The following is a 14437-nucleotide window of genomic DNA, read 5'->3' on the forward strand; positions in this document are numbered from 1 at the left end:
TTCATGCGTGACGGGGCCAGCAATTAACCGTGAAGGGTCGAAATGGCCTCAGTGATCTCGATAATTGTTGATTTTTTCAAGTAGGGATGCATTGGCAGGCTAATGACGTGCTGCGCAATCAAGTCACCTACAGGAAGGCTAACGCTGTCATCACGTACCGCCGGCTGCTTATTGAGAGGAATAGGATAGTGAACAGCCGTGGGTATATTCGCGGCTTTCATTGCTATTTCCAAGCTGCTTCGATCTGGCACTTGAAGAGTGTATTGAGCGAAGGCGCTTGTGTTGGTCAACTCGATATACGGAGTGGTGATCCGATTCAAGCCACTTCCATCCGAATTCTTCCCATTTTTCGTTAACCTTGCGAAGTTGCTTTCATAAAGGGAAGCGACTTCTTGACGCTGTTCTATTTCTCCATCGAGTAGAGGTAGTTTGGCCAAAAGAATTGCCGCTTGTATCGTGTCGAGGCGGCTATTTACGCCCACCCGGACATGGTGGTATCGCCGATCCTGCCCGTGCCGGGCGATCTGCCGCATGACCTTGGCCAGTTCGTCATCGTTGGTGAAGATGGCCCCGCCATCGCCATAGCAGCCCAACGGCTTACTGGGAAAAAAGCTCGCACAAGCAATGGTGCTGAGATTGCAGCTCTTGCGGCCTTTGTAGGTGGCGCCAAAGCTCTGCGCGGCATCTTCGATGACGGTAATTCCATGCCGCTCAGCAATGGCGTTGATGGCGTCGAAGTCCGCACACTGTCCATACAGGCTCACCGGAACAATGGCCTTGGTCCGCGGGGTGATCGCGGCCTCCAGCAATGCGGGGTTCAGGTTGTAGGTGCGCGGATCAACGTCCACATACACCGGCTTGGCGCCCAGCAGCGCCACCGTTTCGGCGGTGGCGATATAGGTAAAGCCCGGCGTAATGACTTCATCACCAGGCCCGATGCCAAGCGCCATTTGTGCGATCTGCAAAGCATCCGTACCGTTAGCCACGGTGATGCAATGCTTGGCACCCGTATAAGCCGCCAGCTTCTCTTCCAGTTCTGCGACTTCAGGCCCGAGGATGTATTGACCATGCGCCAGCACGCGCTGAATCGCGGCGTCGATCTGGTCCTTGATGCGGGCTTGCTGAGTCTTGAGGTCGATGAATTCGATCATGGCTTCTTGGCATCCAACTTAGTCACGGCATTGCCGTCGAGTACATAGCGCGCGCCGGTGTGCGCGCAAATGGCTTCTGCTGCGCCTTGCAGCGGCAACGCAAGTTGCTCGCCGAATTCGCTCATCCAGCCGATCTGCCTGGCGGGAACGCCGACCATGAGTGCATAGGCCGGCACGTTCTTGTTGATCACGGCGCCGGCGCCGACAAAGGCGTATTCGCCCACGGTGTTGCCGCAGACGATGGTGCAGTTGGCACCCAGCGTGGCGCCGCGCTTCACCAGGGTGCGGCGGTATTCGTCCTTGCGCGTGACGGCCGAGCGCGGGTTGTAGACGTTGGTGAAGACCATGCTCGGCCCGCAGAACACGTCGTCTTCCAGGGTGACAGCGTCATAGACGCTGACGTTGTTCTGGATCTTGACGTTGTGGCCGATGGCCACGTCGTTACCGACGTAGACGTTCTGCCCGAGCGAGCAGCCCTCGCCGATGGACGCCTGTGCGCTGACGTGCACCCAGTGCCAGATGCGGGTGCCGTCGCCGATGCGGGCGCCCTCGTCGACGATGGCGGTGGGGTGAGCTTTGTATGCCATGCCGGTCTCGCGGCGCGTCAAGCGAGCTGCCGCACGAACGGATGCACTTCGCCTTGCTCGCCCTTGACGGGCGTGGCGCTGCGGATCACGTTGACGGTCTCGATGCAGTGGCGCGCATCTTCGAGGCCATAGCCGCGGCCGGCCAGGATTTCCTTGTAGCTCACCGTGTGCAGGTCGGTGAAGCCTTCGGAGAACTCAAGCTTCTCGCCGCTGATGTCGATGTTGCGGAAGGTGGTCTTCTTGCCCTTCACATCGGCCGGCAGATCGTCGGCGTCGATGGACAGGAACCAGCGCACGCGCGCGCGTTCGTATTCGAGATAGCCCGCCGCCTTGGCTGTGCCGCTGTAATGCACCACGTTGCGCTGCAGCTTTCCGAAGATGAAATGCAGCATGTCGTAGAAGTGCACGCCGATGTTGGTCGCCACACCGAACGACTTGCGGTTGTCGCCCTTCCAGCTTTCCATGTACCACTTGCCGCGCGAAGTAATGTAAGTGAGCTCGACGTCGAACTTGGTGTCCGCGGGTGCCGCTGCCACCTTGTCGCGCAGCTTCAGGATGGCTTCGTGGTGGCGCAGCTGCAGGATGTTGAAGACGCGCTTGCCAGTCTCCTTTTCAACGCGTTGCAGTTCGTCGACGAGGTCCGGAGTGGGCACCAGGGGCTTCTCGCAAATCACGTCGCAACCCAGGCGCAGCCCGGCGGCAATGTGCGGATGGTGCAGATAGTTGGGGCTGCAGATCGCCACATAGTCCAGGGCCGTCGCAGGGTTGCGCTTGAGTTGCTGCGCATATTCATAGAAGCGCTCGAACTCGGTGAAGAACTCGCTCTGCGGCGAAATGCTGTCGATGATGCCGACCGAGTCGTTGATGTCGTAGGCCACGGCCAGATGGTTGTCCGTGTCTTTGATGGCGCGCATGTGGCGCGGAGCGATGTATCCGGCAGCGCCGATGAGGGCAAAGTTTTTCATATCGAAGAAGAAACGAGAAATGGCTTACAGGCGGAACACAGAGAAGCCGCTTTCGCGGGCTTCCTTTGAATTGAACAGGCTCTTGACGTCAACCAGCACGGGCTGCTCGCCTCGGCACAAAGCACGCAACTCGGCCATGGTCGCGCCGCGATACTCGTTGTGGCCCACCGCAACAACGAGGGCATCCACCGGATGTTCCGCGTCAACTTGGCCAAGTTGAAGGCCGTACTCGCGAGCCACCTCTTCGGCGTCCGCCCATGGGTCCACAATTTCTACAGAAGCACCCCAAGCTTCGAACTCGCGAACCATGTCGACGATCTTGCTGTTACGGATGTCCGGGCAGTTTTCCTTGAAGGTGATGCCCAACACACCGATGCGGCAACGCGGCACGTCCATGCCGTTCTTCAGCATCAGCTTGATGGTGTTGCGGGCCACGTAGCGCGCCATGTTGTCGTTGATGCGTCGGCCGGCCAATATCACCTGCGGGTGGTAGCCGACCTGCTCCGCCTTGTGCGTGAGGTAGTACGGGTCCACGCCGATGCAATGCCCGCCCACGAGCCCTGGACGGAAGGGCAGGAAGTTCCATTTGCTGCCCGCGGCCTCGAGCACGTCGAGGGTGTCGATGCCCAAGCGCTCGAAAATGACGGACAGCTCATTGACCAGTGCGATGTTCAGGTCGCGCTGCGTGTTCTCGATCACTTTGGCGGCCTCGGCCACCTTGATGCTGGCGGCCTTGTGTGTCCCGGCAGTGATGATCTCGTTGTAGAGAGCATCCACCACATCGGCCACCTCGGGCGTGCTGCCACTCGTGATCTTCTTGATCTTGGTGAGCGTGTTGACCTTGTCGCCAGGGTTGATCCGCTCCGGGCTGTAGCCGCAGAAGAAATCGACATTGAATTTCTTGCCGCTGAATTTCTCCAGCACGGGCACGCACACTTCTTCTGTCGCGCCGGGATAGACGGTGGACTCGAAAATAACGATCGCCCCCTTCGGCATGACCTTGCCGACGGTTTCACTGGCCTTGATCAGGGGCGTGAGGTCGGGCCGGTTCGCATTGTCGATCGGCGTTGGCACGGTCACGATGAAGACAGCACAGTCGCGTAGGTCATCGCCCTGCGACGTGAACGCAAGTTGAGCCGCCGCCCTCAACTCTTCGCTGGTAGTTTCAAGCGTGTGGTCGTGTCCACCCTGCAGTTCTGTGATTCGTTTGGCATTAATGTCGAAGCCGACCACGCGTCGCTTCTTGCCAAATTCCACGGCGAGGGGAAGACCCACGTAGCCGAGACCGATGATCGCGATAGGTTGAGTTGATTGAATGACTTGCATATTGAAAAGCGCTGGAGGCGAAAAATTGGCGACAGACTCTGAGCAAAGTCATGTCGCCGCACCGCATTCGCGGCCGCTGATTTCAGAACAACCTAGACCGCGCCGTGAACTTCGGAAACTCGGCGTGGATCCAGATTCGATTAGCGATGCCTGCTGTAAACCTCGCTCGCGTTGTTGACCACGGTCGCGGATGGCAGGATCAAGCTGACCACGCGGTTCCACTTGACCAGCGGCACCGGGTCGACATACACCACGTCATGCGACTGCAATCGGAACTGGCTTGCCAGTGCCATCGTTGCCGGGTTCTTGGCGTTCAGATGGAAGATGGCCGGCGCACCGGTCGCGCCTTGGCGAATCACGTAGATCTGACCGGCGTTGGAGGTGGTCGTCATCGGACCACCTGCCTCGCCCAAGGCCTCGCTCAAGCTCAAGCGGCCGTTGCTGCGCATGGACAGAGCAACGGGCGCCATGATTTCGCCCATGACGAAGACCTTGGAGTCTTCCCGGTGCGCCACGCGGACGGTGTCACCGTTCTTCAACGGAATGTTGTTTCCGTCATAGCCAGCCTCACGCAGCCGGGTCATATCGATCGGGACCGAACGGCCGTCGCGAATGAGAGTAACCGCCGAGCGATTGGCATTCGACGTCATGCCTCCGGCGCGGTTGATCGCTTCGCTCAGCGTCATCGGCACGTCGGTGAAGATCTGCGACCCCGGGGTGCGCACTTCGCCTTCTACATAAGCGCGGCGGCTTCGGAAGGACTGAATGCGCACCGTCACTTGGGGATCGCGAACATGTGGCCGCAACAGCTTGCCGATCAGGTCGGAAGCATCGCCTTCGCTCAGGCCCGCCACACGCACGCGGCCGATGTAGGGGAAAGCAATCTCACCGTCAGCATCGACGATGAAGCCAGGCGCCACTTGCACACCAGTCGGATCGGCTGACTGCGAAATCACGGCGCCCGCGTTGGGCAGCAGTTCCGGGTGGTCATACACGATCACGCCCACAACGTCGCCCGACCCAATCGTGTAGCGCGCGCCCTTGCCAAACAACGCCTGCACATCAGGCGGCACGCCCTTGGGCGACACCTCCGCCAGCGTGCGCACCAGCGCCAGCGAGATCGGGGTGATTTCGCCTTCAGGCGCTTCGTCGGGAAGGTAGCGGAACTGGGACGGCAGCTCGCTGCCTGCTTCGTAAGGCTCCACCGACCCCATGCCGGGCACCACGGCACAGCCCTGGAGCAACATCGCGCCGGCAAGCGCTACCCACGCGAGGGCTTTCGCATCTCTTCTCAATTCAGGTCCCTTGAAAGTCAGTCAGTCAGTCGTATCAACAACAACGAAGCGGCGAAAGAACAATTCCCGGAGGCATGCGAGGCTCGCACATCCGTTCTGTTGTATCGCGCTTCTTTTTCAAACACTTGTGATCGCCACCACTACGCGGCACCATTTATGTAAAAATTTGAACAGCTAAAGTCGCTCTGAAACTGGAATATTCAGGCGGCAAGGGTGCAGAATTCATCGCGGGGTCACGCAAGAACCTGATACACCCGGGACGAATGCGCGCTGACAGACAGAAGTCTTGAAGGTCGATTTCGCGCGGCCGCTCCCCACTGCTCCCCTCTCATCGTACCAGTGCAGTGCACTGTCAATGGGGTTGCGCCTGCGTTCCAGAATGCTTCCGGACGGGCTGTCTAGCGCCCTCAGGCCTTCTTTCCGAGCGTAGAACGCGACGCGCTCGGCCGGTTCTACCCATTCCTCGAAATTGGAAACAAGACGTTCCAAAGCGTAGCCGGCAACAGTCAGCCACGGAGACTGGGTACCCTCCACCCGTTCCAGGCACGCGCCACCGGCGGTCTTTCCCCAGTTGCGGTCCAGCATCACCCGGCGCGCCCGCCCGTCTTGGCAGCCCGCTTCCGCAGGCATACTGGTACCCCTTTCAACAGCAGGTCTTCAGCACCCTTACTGAATCATGAGCATCCTCAGCGAATTCAAGGAGTTTGCCGTCAAGGGCAACGTCGTCGACCTCGCCGTCGGCGTGATCATCGGTGCGGCGTTCGGCAAGATCGTCGACTCGCTCGTGGCCGACATCATCATGCCGCTCGTGGGCTTGGTGTTCGGGAAACTCGACTTCTCGAACCTCTACGTAACCCTGGGCACGGTGCCGCCGGGCGTGACGAACACGCTGGCGGAGCTGAAGAAAGCCGGCGTGCCCGTTCTGGCGTACGGCAACTTCATCACGATCGCTGTCAATTTCGTGATCCTCGCCTTCATCATCTTCATCATGGTCAAGCAGATCAACAAGCTGCGCAAGACCGAAGAGGCCGCGCCCGCAGCGCCGGCCGCCACGCCTGAAGACATCACGCTGCTGCGCGAAATCCGCGACAGCCTGAAGCAGCACCCCTGAGCCTTTTTGGCCGCGCGCTCAGGCGCCGGCCAGCGTTCGCGCCATGCGCAACGCCTCGACGAGGCTCGACGCATCGGCCACGCCCTGGCCCACGATGTCGAACGCGGTGCCGTGATCGGGGCTGGTCCGCACCAGCGGCAGCCCGAGCGTCACGTTCACGCCCTTCTCCACCCCGAGGTACTTGACCGGGATCAGGCCCTGGTCGTGGTACATCGCAATCACCACGTCGAACTCGCCGCTGGACGGCACGCCGGCCTTGGCGCGCGCGCGCATGAAGATGGTGTCGGGCGCATGGGGCCCGTGGGCGTCGATGCCCTCGGCGCGCGCAGCCTCGATGGCTGGCGCGATGATGGTGCGCTCTTCCGAACCGAACAGGCCGCCCTCGCCCGCATGCGGGTTGAGCCCGGCCACGCCAATGCGCGGCGGCCGGCCGAGCGCGTGGGTCAGCGCGCGGTGGGTGATGCGCAGCGTGTCCAGCACGCCGTCGAAGCGCACGGCCTCGATGGCATCGCGCAGCGACATGTGGATGCTCACGAGCACGGTGCGCAGCTCGTCGTTGGCCAGCATCATGCGCACGGGCACGTCGGCCACGGTGCGGCCCAGGTGGGCGGCGGCTTCGGCCTGCAGCAGCTCGGTGTGACCGGGGTACGGAAAGCCGGCCGCGGCCAGCGCTTCCTTGTGCAGCGGAGCGGTGACGAGGGCCGAGATCTCGCCGCGCAATGCGGCGCGCGCGGCCCACACCACGCAGTCGCCGGCCGCGCGACCGGCTTCGGCGCTGATGCGCCCTTGTTCGATGCCTTGAGGCGGCGCGATCACCTGCAGCACCGGGATGCAACCGGGCGGCACGGTGGCCGCTTCAGCGACGCTGCCGATCTCCACGACAGGCCACGCCAGCCGCCCCGGCGCCGCGAGCGCCTGCGAGGCTTGTCGCAGCGTGCCGACGTCACCGGCCACAAACGCACCGCGCACGGCGTCGGGCGCATCGCGGAAGGCCTTGGCAATGATCTCGGGGCCGATGCCCGCCGGGTCGCCGAGCGTGATCGCGATCGGCGCCTTCATGCCGGGTTGTCGATGTCGATGAACTCGTGCTTCAGCCCGAGCTGCGCCGCCACGTGGGCCGCCACGGCCTGCGCGCCGTAGCGCTCGGTGGCGTGGTGGCCGCAGGCCAGGAAGGCCACGCCCAGCTCGCGGGCGTAGTGCGCCTGCGGCTCGGAAATCTCGCCGGTGATGAAGGCGTCGGCACCGGCCGCAATGGCGGCCTCGAAGTAGCCCTGGGCGCCACCCGTGCACCACGCGATGTTCTTGATCGGGCGGTGGGCCGTGTCGAGCAGCGTGACGGGCCGTTTCAGCACCTTCTCAACATGGGTCGCCAAGGCCTTCGCGCTGGCGAAGTTCTCGCCGTTCTCGCGCGCGCCCAGGAAGCCCAGCTCCTGCTCACCGAAACGCCCCGCCGAGCCCGGATGCGCCACGAGCCCCAGCTGCAAGCCAAGCTGCGCGTTGTTGCCCAGCTCGGGGTGCGCGTCGAGCGGCAGGTGGTAGGCGAACAGGTTGACGTCGTCGCCCAGCAGCAGGCCCAGGCGCTGCTTCATCCAACCGGTGACGCAGCCGTCCTGGCCGCGCCAGAACAGGCCGTGGTGGACGAAGATGGCATCGGCCTCGGCGTGGATCGCGGCCTCGATCAGCGCGCGGCTGGCAGTCACGCCCGAGACGATCTTGCGGACCACGGCGCGCCCCTCGACCTGCAGGCCATTGGGTCCATAGTCCTTGAAGCGCCCGGGGGCCAGCAGCAGGTCGAATGCGAGAAGCAGTTCGTGGCGTGTGGTGCTCATCGCGACATTGTCGCGCTCCCTGCGGCCACCGCGCCATCGCGCACCGGGTGGCCGCGTGCGGCCAGGGGCCACAGGGCCAGCAGGAAGCCCAGCGCCGCCAGCGCGGCGACGTAGTGCGCCGGCGCCATGGGGTCGTGCTGCAGCCACAGCGTGAGGATCACCGGCGTCAGCCCGCCGAAGACGGCATAGGACATGTTGTAGGCAAACGAAAGCCCCGTGAAGCGCACCGGCGCCGGAAACGCGCGCACGCCCGCGATCGGCACCGTGGCGATGGTGCCCACGAACAGGCCGACCAGCCCGTAGTGCCAGAACAGCGTGGCCGGCGTGCCGGGCAGCCCGGTGTAGAACAGGTAGGCGGTGGCAAAGAGGCCGCCCCAGCCGATCAGCATCACGGCGCGCGTGCCGATGCGGTCGCTGGCCCAGCCGACGATCACGCAGCCGATGGTCAGGGTCAGCGTGGCGAGCGCGTTGGCTTCGAGCGCCAGCGCGGCCGGAATGTGATGCACCTTCTGCAGGTAGGTGGGCGTGTACAGCACGACCACCACGATGGCTGCGGACAGCACCCAGGTCTGCAGCCCCACGTACACGCACGCGAGCCGGTGCTCGCGCAGCACGGTGCGCAGCGGCAACTCGCGGGCAACCGTCTTGCGGCCGGCCAGCTCCTTGAAGACCGGCGTCTCGTGCAGGAAACGCCGCAGGTAGACCGAGAACAACCCGAACACGCCGCCCAGGATGAAGGGAATGCGCCAGGCGAAGTCGTGCACCTGCTCGGGCCCGTAGTGGCGGTTGATGGCCACGGCCACCAGCGAGCCCAGCAGGATGCCGCCGGTGATGCCCGAGGTCAGCGTGCCGATGCCGAAGCCGTAGCGCCGGGCCGGCACGTGCTCGCCGACGAACACCCAGGCGCCAGGCATCTCGCCGCCGATGGCCGCGCCCTGCAGCACGCGCATCGCCAGCAGCAGCAGGGGCGCCGCGACACCGATGCTCGCGTAGGTGGGCAAGAGGCCGATCACCAGCGTGGGCGCCGCCATCAGGAAGATCGACAGCGTGAACATGCGCTTGCGGCCCAGCAGGTCGCCGAAGTGCGCAATGACGATGCCGCCCACGGGCCGTGCGAGGTAGCCCGCGGCGAAGATGCCGAAGGTCTGCAGCTGGCGCAGCCAGTCGGGCATGTCGGCGGGGAAGAACAGCGCGCCCAGCACGGTCGCGAAGAAGACGTAGATGACGAAGTCGTAGAACTCGAGCGTGCCGCCGAGGGCGGACAGCGCCAGGGTCTTGTAGTCGCGGGCATCGAGCGTGCGCGCCGGAGCAGGCGTGACGGCGTTCGCGCCGTCCGTGTAGGTAGCTTCTGAGGTCATGGCAGGAAGGGCATCGTGGCCGCTCGCCTGCCTTGGAACCGGATAGGGGCAGAGCGTGGCGCGCCGACGAAAGAATCGCCTGGCCGCATCCGCCGGGTGGGCAGCGCGGGAGGCCTGAGGGGGTGATCCGGGTCGGATCGACTGTCGATACTAAGGGTTAGCCCTTATTCACGCGCCGGAGGCCGCCCAATCTCGACCCTGCCGCGCGGTCTATGGCGCCAGCGGGTTGAGGGACAATTGCAACCGGCGCCCTCTTTCAGCGCTTTTCCAACGCTCTTCCTTCAAGCTTTCATGAAACGCACCTGGCTGCTCTTTGCCCAAGCCGTGACCGTCCTGCTGGCGGCCTATTTCGTCGTCGCGACGCTCAAGCCTGAATGGATCCACAAGCGCTCAACCTCGCTGGGCGGCGTGGTGTCCATCGTAGAGGCGCCGAGCGGCGCGCCGGCCGCGCCCGCGCCGGGCAGCCTGAGTGCGGCGGCCAAGAAGGCCTCGCCGGCGGTCGTGAGCATCAACACCAGCAAGGCTGCGCAGCGCCACCCGCGCAGCAACGACCCGTGGTTCCGCTTCTTCTTCGGCGACCAGGCCGACCAGCCCCAGGTGGGCCTGGGCAGCGGCGTGATCGTGAGCACCGACGGCTACATCCTCACCAACAACCACGTGGTCGAGGGCGCCGACGAAATCGAAGTCACCCTGAACGACAGCCGCCATGCGCGCGGCAAGGTGATCGGCACAGACCCCGACACCGACCTGGCCGTGCTGAAGATCGAGCTCGACAAGCTGCCGGTGATCGTGCTGGGCAACTCCGACGAGCTGCTGGTGGGCGACCAGGTGCTGGCCATCGGCAACCCCTTCGGCGTCGGCCAGACGGTAACCAGCGGTATCGTCTCGGCGCTGGGCCGCAACCAGCTGGGCATCAACCAGTTCGAAAACTTCATCCAGACCGACGCGGCCATCAACCCCGGCAACTCGGGCGGCGCGCTGATCGACGTCGACGGCAACCTGCAGGGCATCAACACCGCGATCTACTCGCGCTCGGGTGGCAGCATGGGCATCGGTTTCGCCATTCCCGTGTCGATGGCCAAGATCGTGCTCGAGGGCATCGTGAAGGAAGGCCAGGTGCGCCGCGGCTGGATCGGCGTCGAGCCGAGCGACCTGTCGCCCGAACTGGCCGAGACCTTCGGCGTGAAGGCCGACGCGGGCGTGATCATCACCGGCGTGCTGCAGAACGGCCCCGCCGCCAAGGCCGGCATCCGCCCGGGCGACGTGATCACCTCGGTGGGCGAGAAGAAGACCGACAGCGTGCAGGCCCTGCTGACCGCCGTGGCCGGCCTCAAGCCGGGCGACACCTCCCGCTTCGCATTGCAACGCGGCACCGACAAGATGGAACTGGACGTGACGCCGGGGCTGCGACCGAAGAGCCCGATCCGGCAGCAGTTGCCCAACAACGAGTAAGCAAGAAACGCGGGATGCGGCTCCGGCCGCAGACCCCACAACAACAAAAAAGAAAGCGGCCCTCGGGCCGCTTTCTTTTTTGGCACGCCGCCAGGGCGGGGCCGATCGATTCGGGAGATCAGGAGCTGCCGGAAGACTCCGACCCCGCGCCCTCTTCTTCACCTTCGGGCGCCTTGCCCTTCCCCGCGAAATAGCGCGCCCCGATGATGCCCACCTCGTACAGCAGGCACATCGGCACCGCCAGCGCGAGCTGCGAGACCACGTCGGGCGGCGTGAGCACCGCGGCCACCACGAAGGCGATCACGATGAAGTAGCCGCGGAACGAGCGCAGCTTCTCGATGGTGACCATCTCGAAGCGCACCAGCAGCATCACCACGATCGGCACCTGGAAGGCCACGCCGAAGGCGATGTACAGCGACAGGATGGCCTCGACGTAGGACGAGATGTCGGGTGTGGCCGCCACCGCGTCAGGCGTGAATTTCTGGATGAAGCCGAACATCTTGTCCAGCACGAACAGCTGCACGAAGGCGATGCCGCCGTAGGCCAGCATGCTGCCGAAGAAGATCAGCGGCAATGCGAAGCGCTTCTCGTGGCTGTACAGGCCCGGCGCGACGAACATCCAGGCCTGGTACATGAGCCAGGGCAGCGCCAGCAGCACGGCCGCCATCATCAGCACCTTGAGCGGCACGAAGAACGGCGAGAACACGCCGATGGCGATCAGCTTGGCGTCCGGCGGCATGTGCGCGCGGATCGGCATCGCGATGATGTCCATCAGCCCGCTCGGGCCGGGCCAGATCGCCAGCAGAATGCCCGCGACCGCGAGGCCGTAGACGCAGTACAGCAGCCGGTCGCGTAGCTCGACCAGGTGCTGCACGAACGGCTGCTCGGTGCCCGCCAGCTCGTCTTCTTCTTTGTTCTTGTTGTCGGAATCGGCCATGGGGAAAGGAGAAAGCGTGGGAGACACAGGCGCACAGGGCGCCCGGGAACGCCGCGGGGCGTGCGTGTGAGCGTCAGTTGATCTTGTGCGGGCGGAAGCGGGCGACCCGCGCCGCGCCCGACAGCGCCTTGGTACGCACGCCATTGCGCGCCTTGTACCAATTCGGCGTGGCGCCCTGTTTCAGGCGCCAGTTCTTGCGGGGGTGCCTGTATTCGGGCACCGCCTGTTCGGGCTCGGCCAGCGCCGACAAGGTGTCGCCGGACGCGCCGGCAAACTGCTTCTCGAACTCGCTGGCGCCGGTGTGGATGCTGTGCTCCACGTCGCGCGCCGCGTCCTCGACCGTGGTCTTCATCTTGCGAAGCTCGTCGAGCTCCATCGAACGGTTGACTTCGGCCTTGACGTCGTTCACGTAGCGCTGTGCCTTGCCGAGCAGGGCGCCCACCGTGCGTGCAACGCGCGGCAGCTTCTCCGGCCCGATCACGATCAACGCCACGACGCCGATGAGCGCCAGCTTCTCAATGCCGAGGTCGATCACGGATGTGTGCCTGCGGTGCTCAGGACTTCTGGCGCGCTTCGACGTCGATCGTCGACTTGTCGCTGTTGGCCGGTTGGCCGGTCACTTGCTGCGTGGGGGCCGGTGCAGCGGAGGCGTCGGTGGAAGCCGAGCCGTCCTTCATGCCGTCCTTGAAGCCCTTGACGGCGCCACCGAGATCCGAACCCATGTTCCGCAGCTTCTTGGTGCCGAAGATCATGACCACAACGAGCAGCACGATCAGCCAGTGCCAGATGGAAAAAGAACCCATGGAGAACTCCTAAGAATGTGTCCGATTTTAGTCGGGGGGAATGTGACAGTTTGGCTTAACCCTGATCAGCCGCGAAGCCAGGGCCGGGGGCCGCCCATGACGTGCACATGGAGATGGTGAACCTCCTGCCCGCCTTCGGCGCCGGTGTTCACGACGACGCGGTAGCCGCCGTCTGGATAGGGCCTGCAGCCCTGCTCCAGCGCCAGCTGGGGGGCCAGCGTCATGATCTTGCCCATGAGCGCCGAATCCTCGGGCGTGAGCTGCGCCATCGAGGCGATGTGTTTCTTGGGCACGAGCATGAAATGCACCGGCGCCCAGGGCGAGATGTCGTGAAAGCCGAACAGGTCGTCGTCTTCGTAGACCTTGCGCGAGGGGATCTTGCCTTCGACGATTTTGCAGAAGACGCAGTTCGGATCAGATGACATCTTTGGGTTCCATGGGACGGCTGTCGTTCATGCGGATCATGCCTTTCACGATCCGGTAGAGGAACCACAGCGAAATCAGGCTCCAGGCGATCCAGCCCGGCACGAACAGCAGCAGCCAGAGCCACGAGGTGACGATGTACAGCAGGCCGGCCCACAGCACCGAGCGGATGCGCCAGCTGAAGTGCGAGGCCTGCCAGGTACCGGCCGCGTCGTCGCGCTTCACGAAGTCGATCAGCAGCGCGATGAGCAGCAGCAGCACGGAGGCCTGCGCGCCCGGCACGACCGCGCCGATGGCCACGATCAGGTGCAGCACGTAGCTGACCCAGCCCCAGGTCTTGAGGGAGTTGTCGGGTTCCACGTTCACGATGTCATTGGCCATGGTCGATGCCCTTTCAATCGATCATTCAGTCGTTGGAAGCTTCGCGGGCCTGCACCTTGCGCAGGGCTTTTTCCTCGATGCCGCTGGTGCCTTCGCGGCGCTCGAGCTCCGCGACGACGTCGGCTGGCGAGAAACCGTAGTGGGCCAGCGCCACCATCGTGTGGAACCACAGGTCGGCCACTTCGTTCACTATTTTCGAGCGGTCGCCGCCGTGGTCGGCGTCCTTGGCGGCCATCACGACCTCGGTGGCTTCTTCGCCGATCTTCTTGAGGAAGGCGTCCGGGCCCTTGTGCAGCAGCCGGGCGACATAGCTCTTGTCGGGGTCGCCGCCGTTCGCGGGCAGGCGGCTCTCGAGCACCGCGGCCAGGCGGGCGAGTGCGTCGGAGATGTTGTGGGCGTCGTTCACTGTGGCGCTCATTTGTAGATCGACTCCGGGTCTTTCAAGACCGGTTCGACCACGGTCCACTGGCCCTTTTCGTACTTGCTGAAGAAGCAGCTGTGGCGGCCGGTGTGGCACGCAATGCCGGGCTCGTGGCCGAGCTGGGTCACCTTGAGCAGCACCACGTCGTTGTCGCAGTCGAGGCGGATCTCGTGCACGGTCTGCACGTGGCCCGATTCCTCGCCCTTGAACCACAGCTTGTTGCGCGAGCGGCTGAAATACACCGCACGGCCCAACTCGGCGGTCTTTTCGAGCGCCTCGCGGTTCATCCACGCGAACATGAGCACGTCGTTGGTGCCTTGTTCCTGGGCGATCACGGGCACCAACCCGTTCGCGTCCCACTTCACTTCATCAAGCCAATTCATGGGGATATTGTCGAG

At 63.9% G+C, this 14437-nt stretch carries 17 protein-coding genes; 2 read left to right on the forward strand and 15 right to left on the reverse strand.

The annotated features are described in order from the left end of the window. Positions 1 to 23 precede the first annotated feature (23 nt). From CY658_RS15160 to CY658_RS15180, 5 genes are all read right to left on the reverse strand, one after another. Positions 24 to 1151: a DegT/DnrJ/EryC1/StrS family aminotransferase gene (locus CY658_RS15160; protein ID WP_101490980.1), complete on the reverse strand. Its 1128-nt coding sequence runs from the start codon at positions 1149 to 1151 to the stop codon at positions 24 to 26. Further along, positions 1148 to 1738, reverse strand: coding sequence for an acyltransferase (locus CY658_RS15165; protein ID WP_101491301.1), 591 nt, complete (start codon positions 1736 to 1738; stop codon positions 1148 to 1150). The genes CY658_RS15160 and CY658_RS15165 overlap by 4 nt, the downstream gene beginning before the upstream one ends. Positions 1739 to 1755: 17 nt before the next feature. Beyond that, positions 1756 to 2703: a Gfo/Idh/MocA family protein gene (locus CY658_RS15170; RefSeq protein WP_101490981.1), complete on the reverse strand. Its 948-nt coding sequence runs from the start codon at positions 2701 to 2703 to the stop codon at positions 1756 to 1758. A 24-nt stretch (positions 2704 to 2727) separates the two neighbouring features. Continuing rightward, on the reverse strand, positions 2728 to 4029 hold the full coding sequence (gene tviB, locus CY658_RS15175) for a Vi polysaccharide biosynthesis UDP-N-acetylglucosamine C-6 dehydrogenase TviB (RefSeq protein ID WP_101490982.1): 1302 nt from the start codon (positions 4027 to 4029) through the stop codon (positions 2728 to 2730). 140 nt (positions 4030 to 4169) lie between these two features. Further along, positions 4170 to 5276, reverse strand: coding sequence for a polysaccharide biosynthesis/export family protein (locus CY658_RS15180; RefSeq protein WP_374221118.1), 1107 nt, complete (start codon positions 5274 to 5276; stop codon positions 4170 to 4172). A gap of 724 nt (positions 5277 to 6000) precedes the next feature. Between CY658_RS15180 and mscL the strand changes: the two genes are divergently transcribed. Then, positions 6001 to 6435 (forward strand): large conductance mechanosensitive channel protein MscL, encoded by a 435-nt coding sequence (gene mscL / locus CY658_RS15185; RefSeq protein ID WP_101490983.1) that lies wholly within the window; start codon positions 6001 to 6003, stop codon positions 6433 to 6435. Between the two features lie 18 nt (positions 6436 to 6453). Here the strand turns inward: mscL and pdxA are convergent, their stop codons facing one another. Genes pdxA through CY658_RS15200 form a run of 3 tightly spaced genes read right to left on the reverse strand, consistent with a single transcriptional unit; the run spans position 6454 to position 9622 of the window. Beyond that, a complete protein-coding gene (gene pdxA / locus CY658_RS15190) occupies positions 6454 to 7494 on the reverse strand; it encodes a 4-hydroxythreonine-4-phosphate dehydrogenase PdxA (protein WP_101490984.1) in 1041 nt (346 codons plus the stop codon). Continuing rightward, a complete protein-coding gene (locus CY658_RS15195; protein ID WP_101490985.1) occupies positions 7491 to 8264 on the reverse strand; it encodes a Nif3-like dinuclear metal center hexameric protein in 774 nt (257 codons plus the stop codon). Before CY658_RS15195 ends, pdxA begins: the two co-directional genes overlap by 4 nt. Beyond that, on the reverse strand, positions 8261 to 9622 hold the full coding sequence (locus CY658_RS15200; protein WP_101490986.1) for an MFS transporter: 1362 nt from the start codon (positions 9620 to 9622) through the stop codon (positions 8261 to 8263). Before CY658_RS15200 ends, CY658_RS15195 begins: the two co-directional genes overlap by 4 nt. Positions 9623 to 9913: 291 nt before the next feature. Here CY658_RS15200 and CY658_RS15205 point away from each other — a divergent pair, with 291 nt between their 5' ends. Beyond that, on the forward strand, positions 9914 to 11074 hold the full coding sequence (locus CY658_RS15205; protein ID WP_101490987.1) for a S1C family serine protease: 1161 nt from the start codon (positions 9914 to 9916) through the stop codon (positions 11072 to 11074). A 118-nt stretch (positions 11075 to 11192) separates the two neighbouring features. Here CY658_RS15205 and tatC read toward each other — a convergent pair whose 3' ends face one another. The 7 genes from tatC to hisI form a co-directional block, all read right to left on the reverse strand. After that, positions 11193 to 12011, reverse strand: a complete 819-nt coding sequence (gene tatC, locus CY658_RS15210; RefSeq protein ID WP_101490988.1) for a twin-arginine translocase subunit TatC — start codon at positions 12009 to 12011, stop codon at positions 11193 to 11195. A 73-nt stretch (positions 12012 to 12084) separates the two neighbouring features. Further along, positions 12085 to 12546 carry a Sec-independent protein translocase protein TatB gene (gene tatB / locus CY658_RS15215; protein ID WP_101490989.1) on the reverse strand — a complete coding sequence of 154 codons (462 nt, stop codon included), beginning with the start codon at positions 12544 to 12546 and terminating at the stop codon, positions 12085 to 12087. Between the two features lie 19 nt (positions 12547 to 12565). Continuing rightward, positions 12566 to 12814, reverse strand: a complete 249-nt coding sequence (tatA, locus tag CY658_RS15220) for a Sec-independent protein translocase subunit TatA (protein ID WP_101490990.1) — start codon at positions 12812 to 12814, stop codon at positions 12566 to 12568. Positions 12815 to 12879: 65 nt separating this feature from the next. Then, positions 12880 to 13239, reverse strand: a complete 360-nt coding sequence (locus CY658_RS15225; RefSeq protein WP_099795317.1) for a histidine triad nucleotide-binding protein — start codon at positions 13237 to 13239, stop codon at positions 12880 to 12882. Further along, the gene (locus tag CY658_RS15230; RefSeq protein WP_101490991.1) at positions 13229 to 13618 is read right to left on the reverse strand and encodes a DUF4870 family protein; all 390 of its coding nucleotides are present in this window, start codon (positions 13616 to 13618) and stop codon (positions 13229 to 13231) included. The genes CY658_RS15225 and CY658_RS15230 overlap by 11 nt, the downstream gene beginning before the upstream one ends. A gap of 25 nt (positions 13619 to 13643) precedes the next feature. Continuing rightward, positions 13644 to 14036, reverse strand: a complete 393-nt coding sequence (locus CY658_RS15235; protein WP_101490992.1) for a phosphoribosyl-ATP diphosphatase — start codon at positions 14034 to 14036, stop codon at positions 13644 to 13646. Then, entirely contained in the window at positions 14033 to 14422 is a 390-nt protein-coding gene (gene hisI, locus CY658_RS15240) for a phosphoribosyl-AMP cyclohydrolase (RefSeq protein ID WP_056572729.1), read from the reverse strand. Before hisI ends, CY658_RS15235 begins: the two co-directional genes overlap by 4 nt. Positions 14423 to 14437 lie beyond the last annotated feature (15 nt).

The organism is Variovorax sp. RO1, from assembly GCF_002849325.1.
Classification (GTDB): Bacteria; Pseudomonadota; Gammaproteobacteria; order Burkholderiales; family Burkholderiaceae_C; genus Variovorax.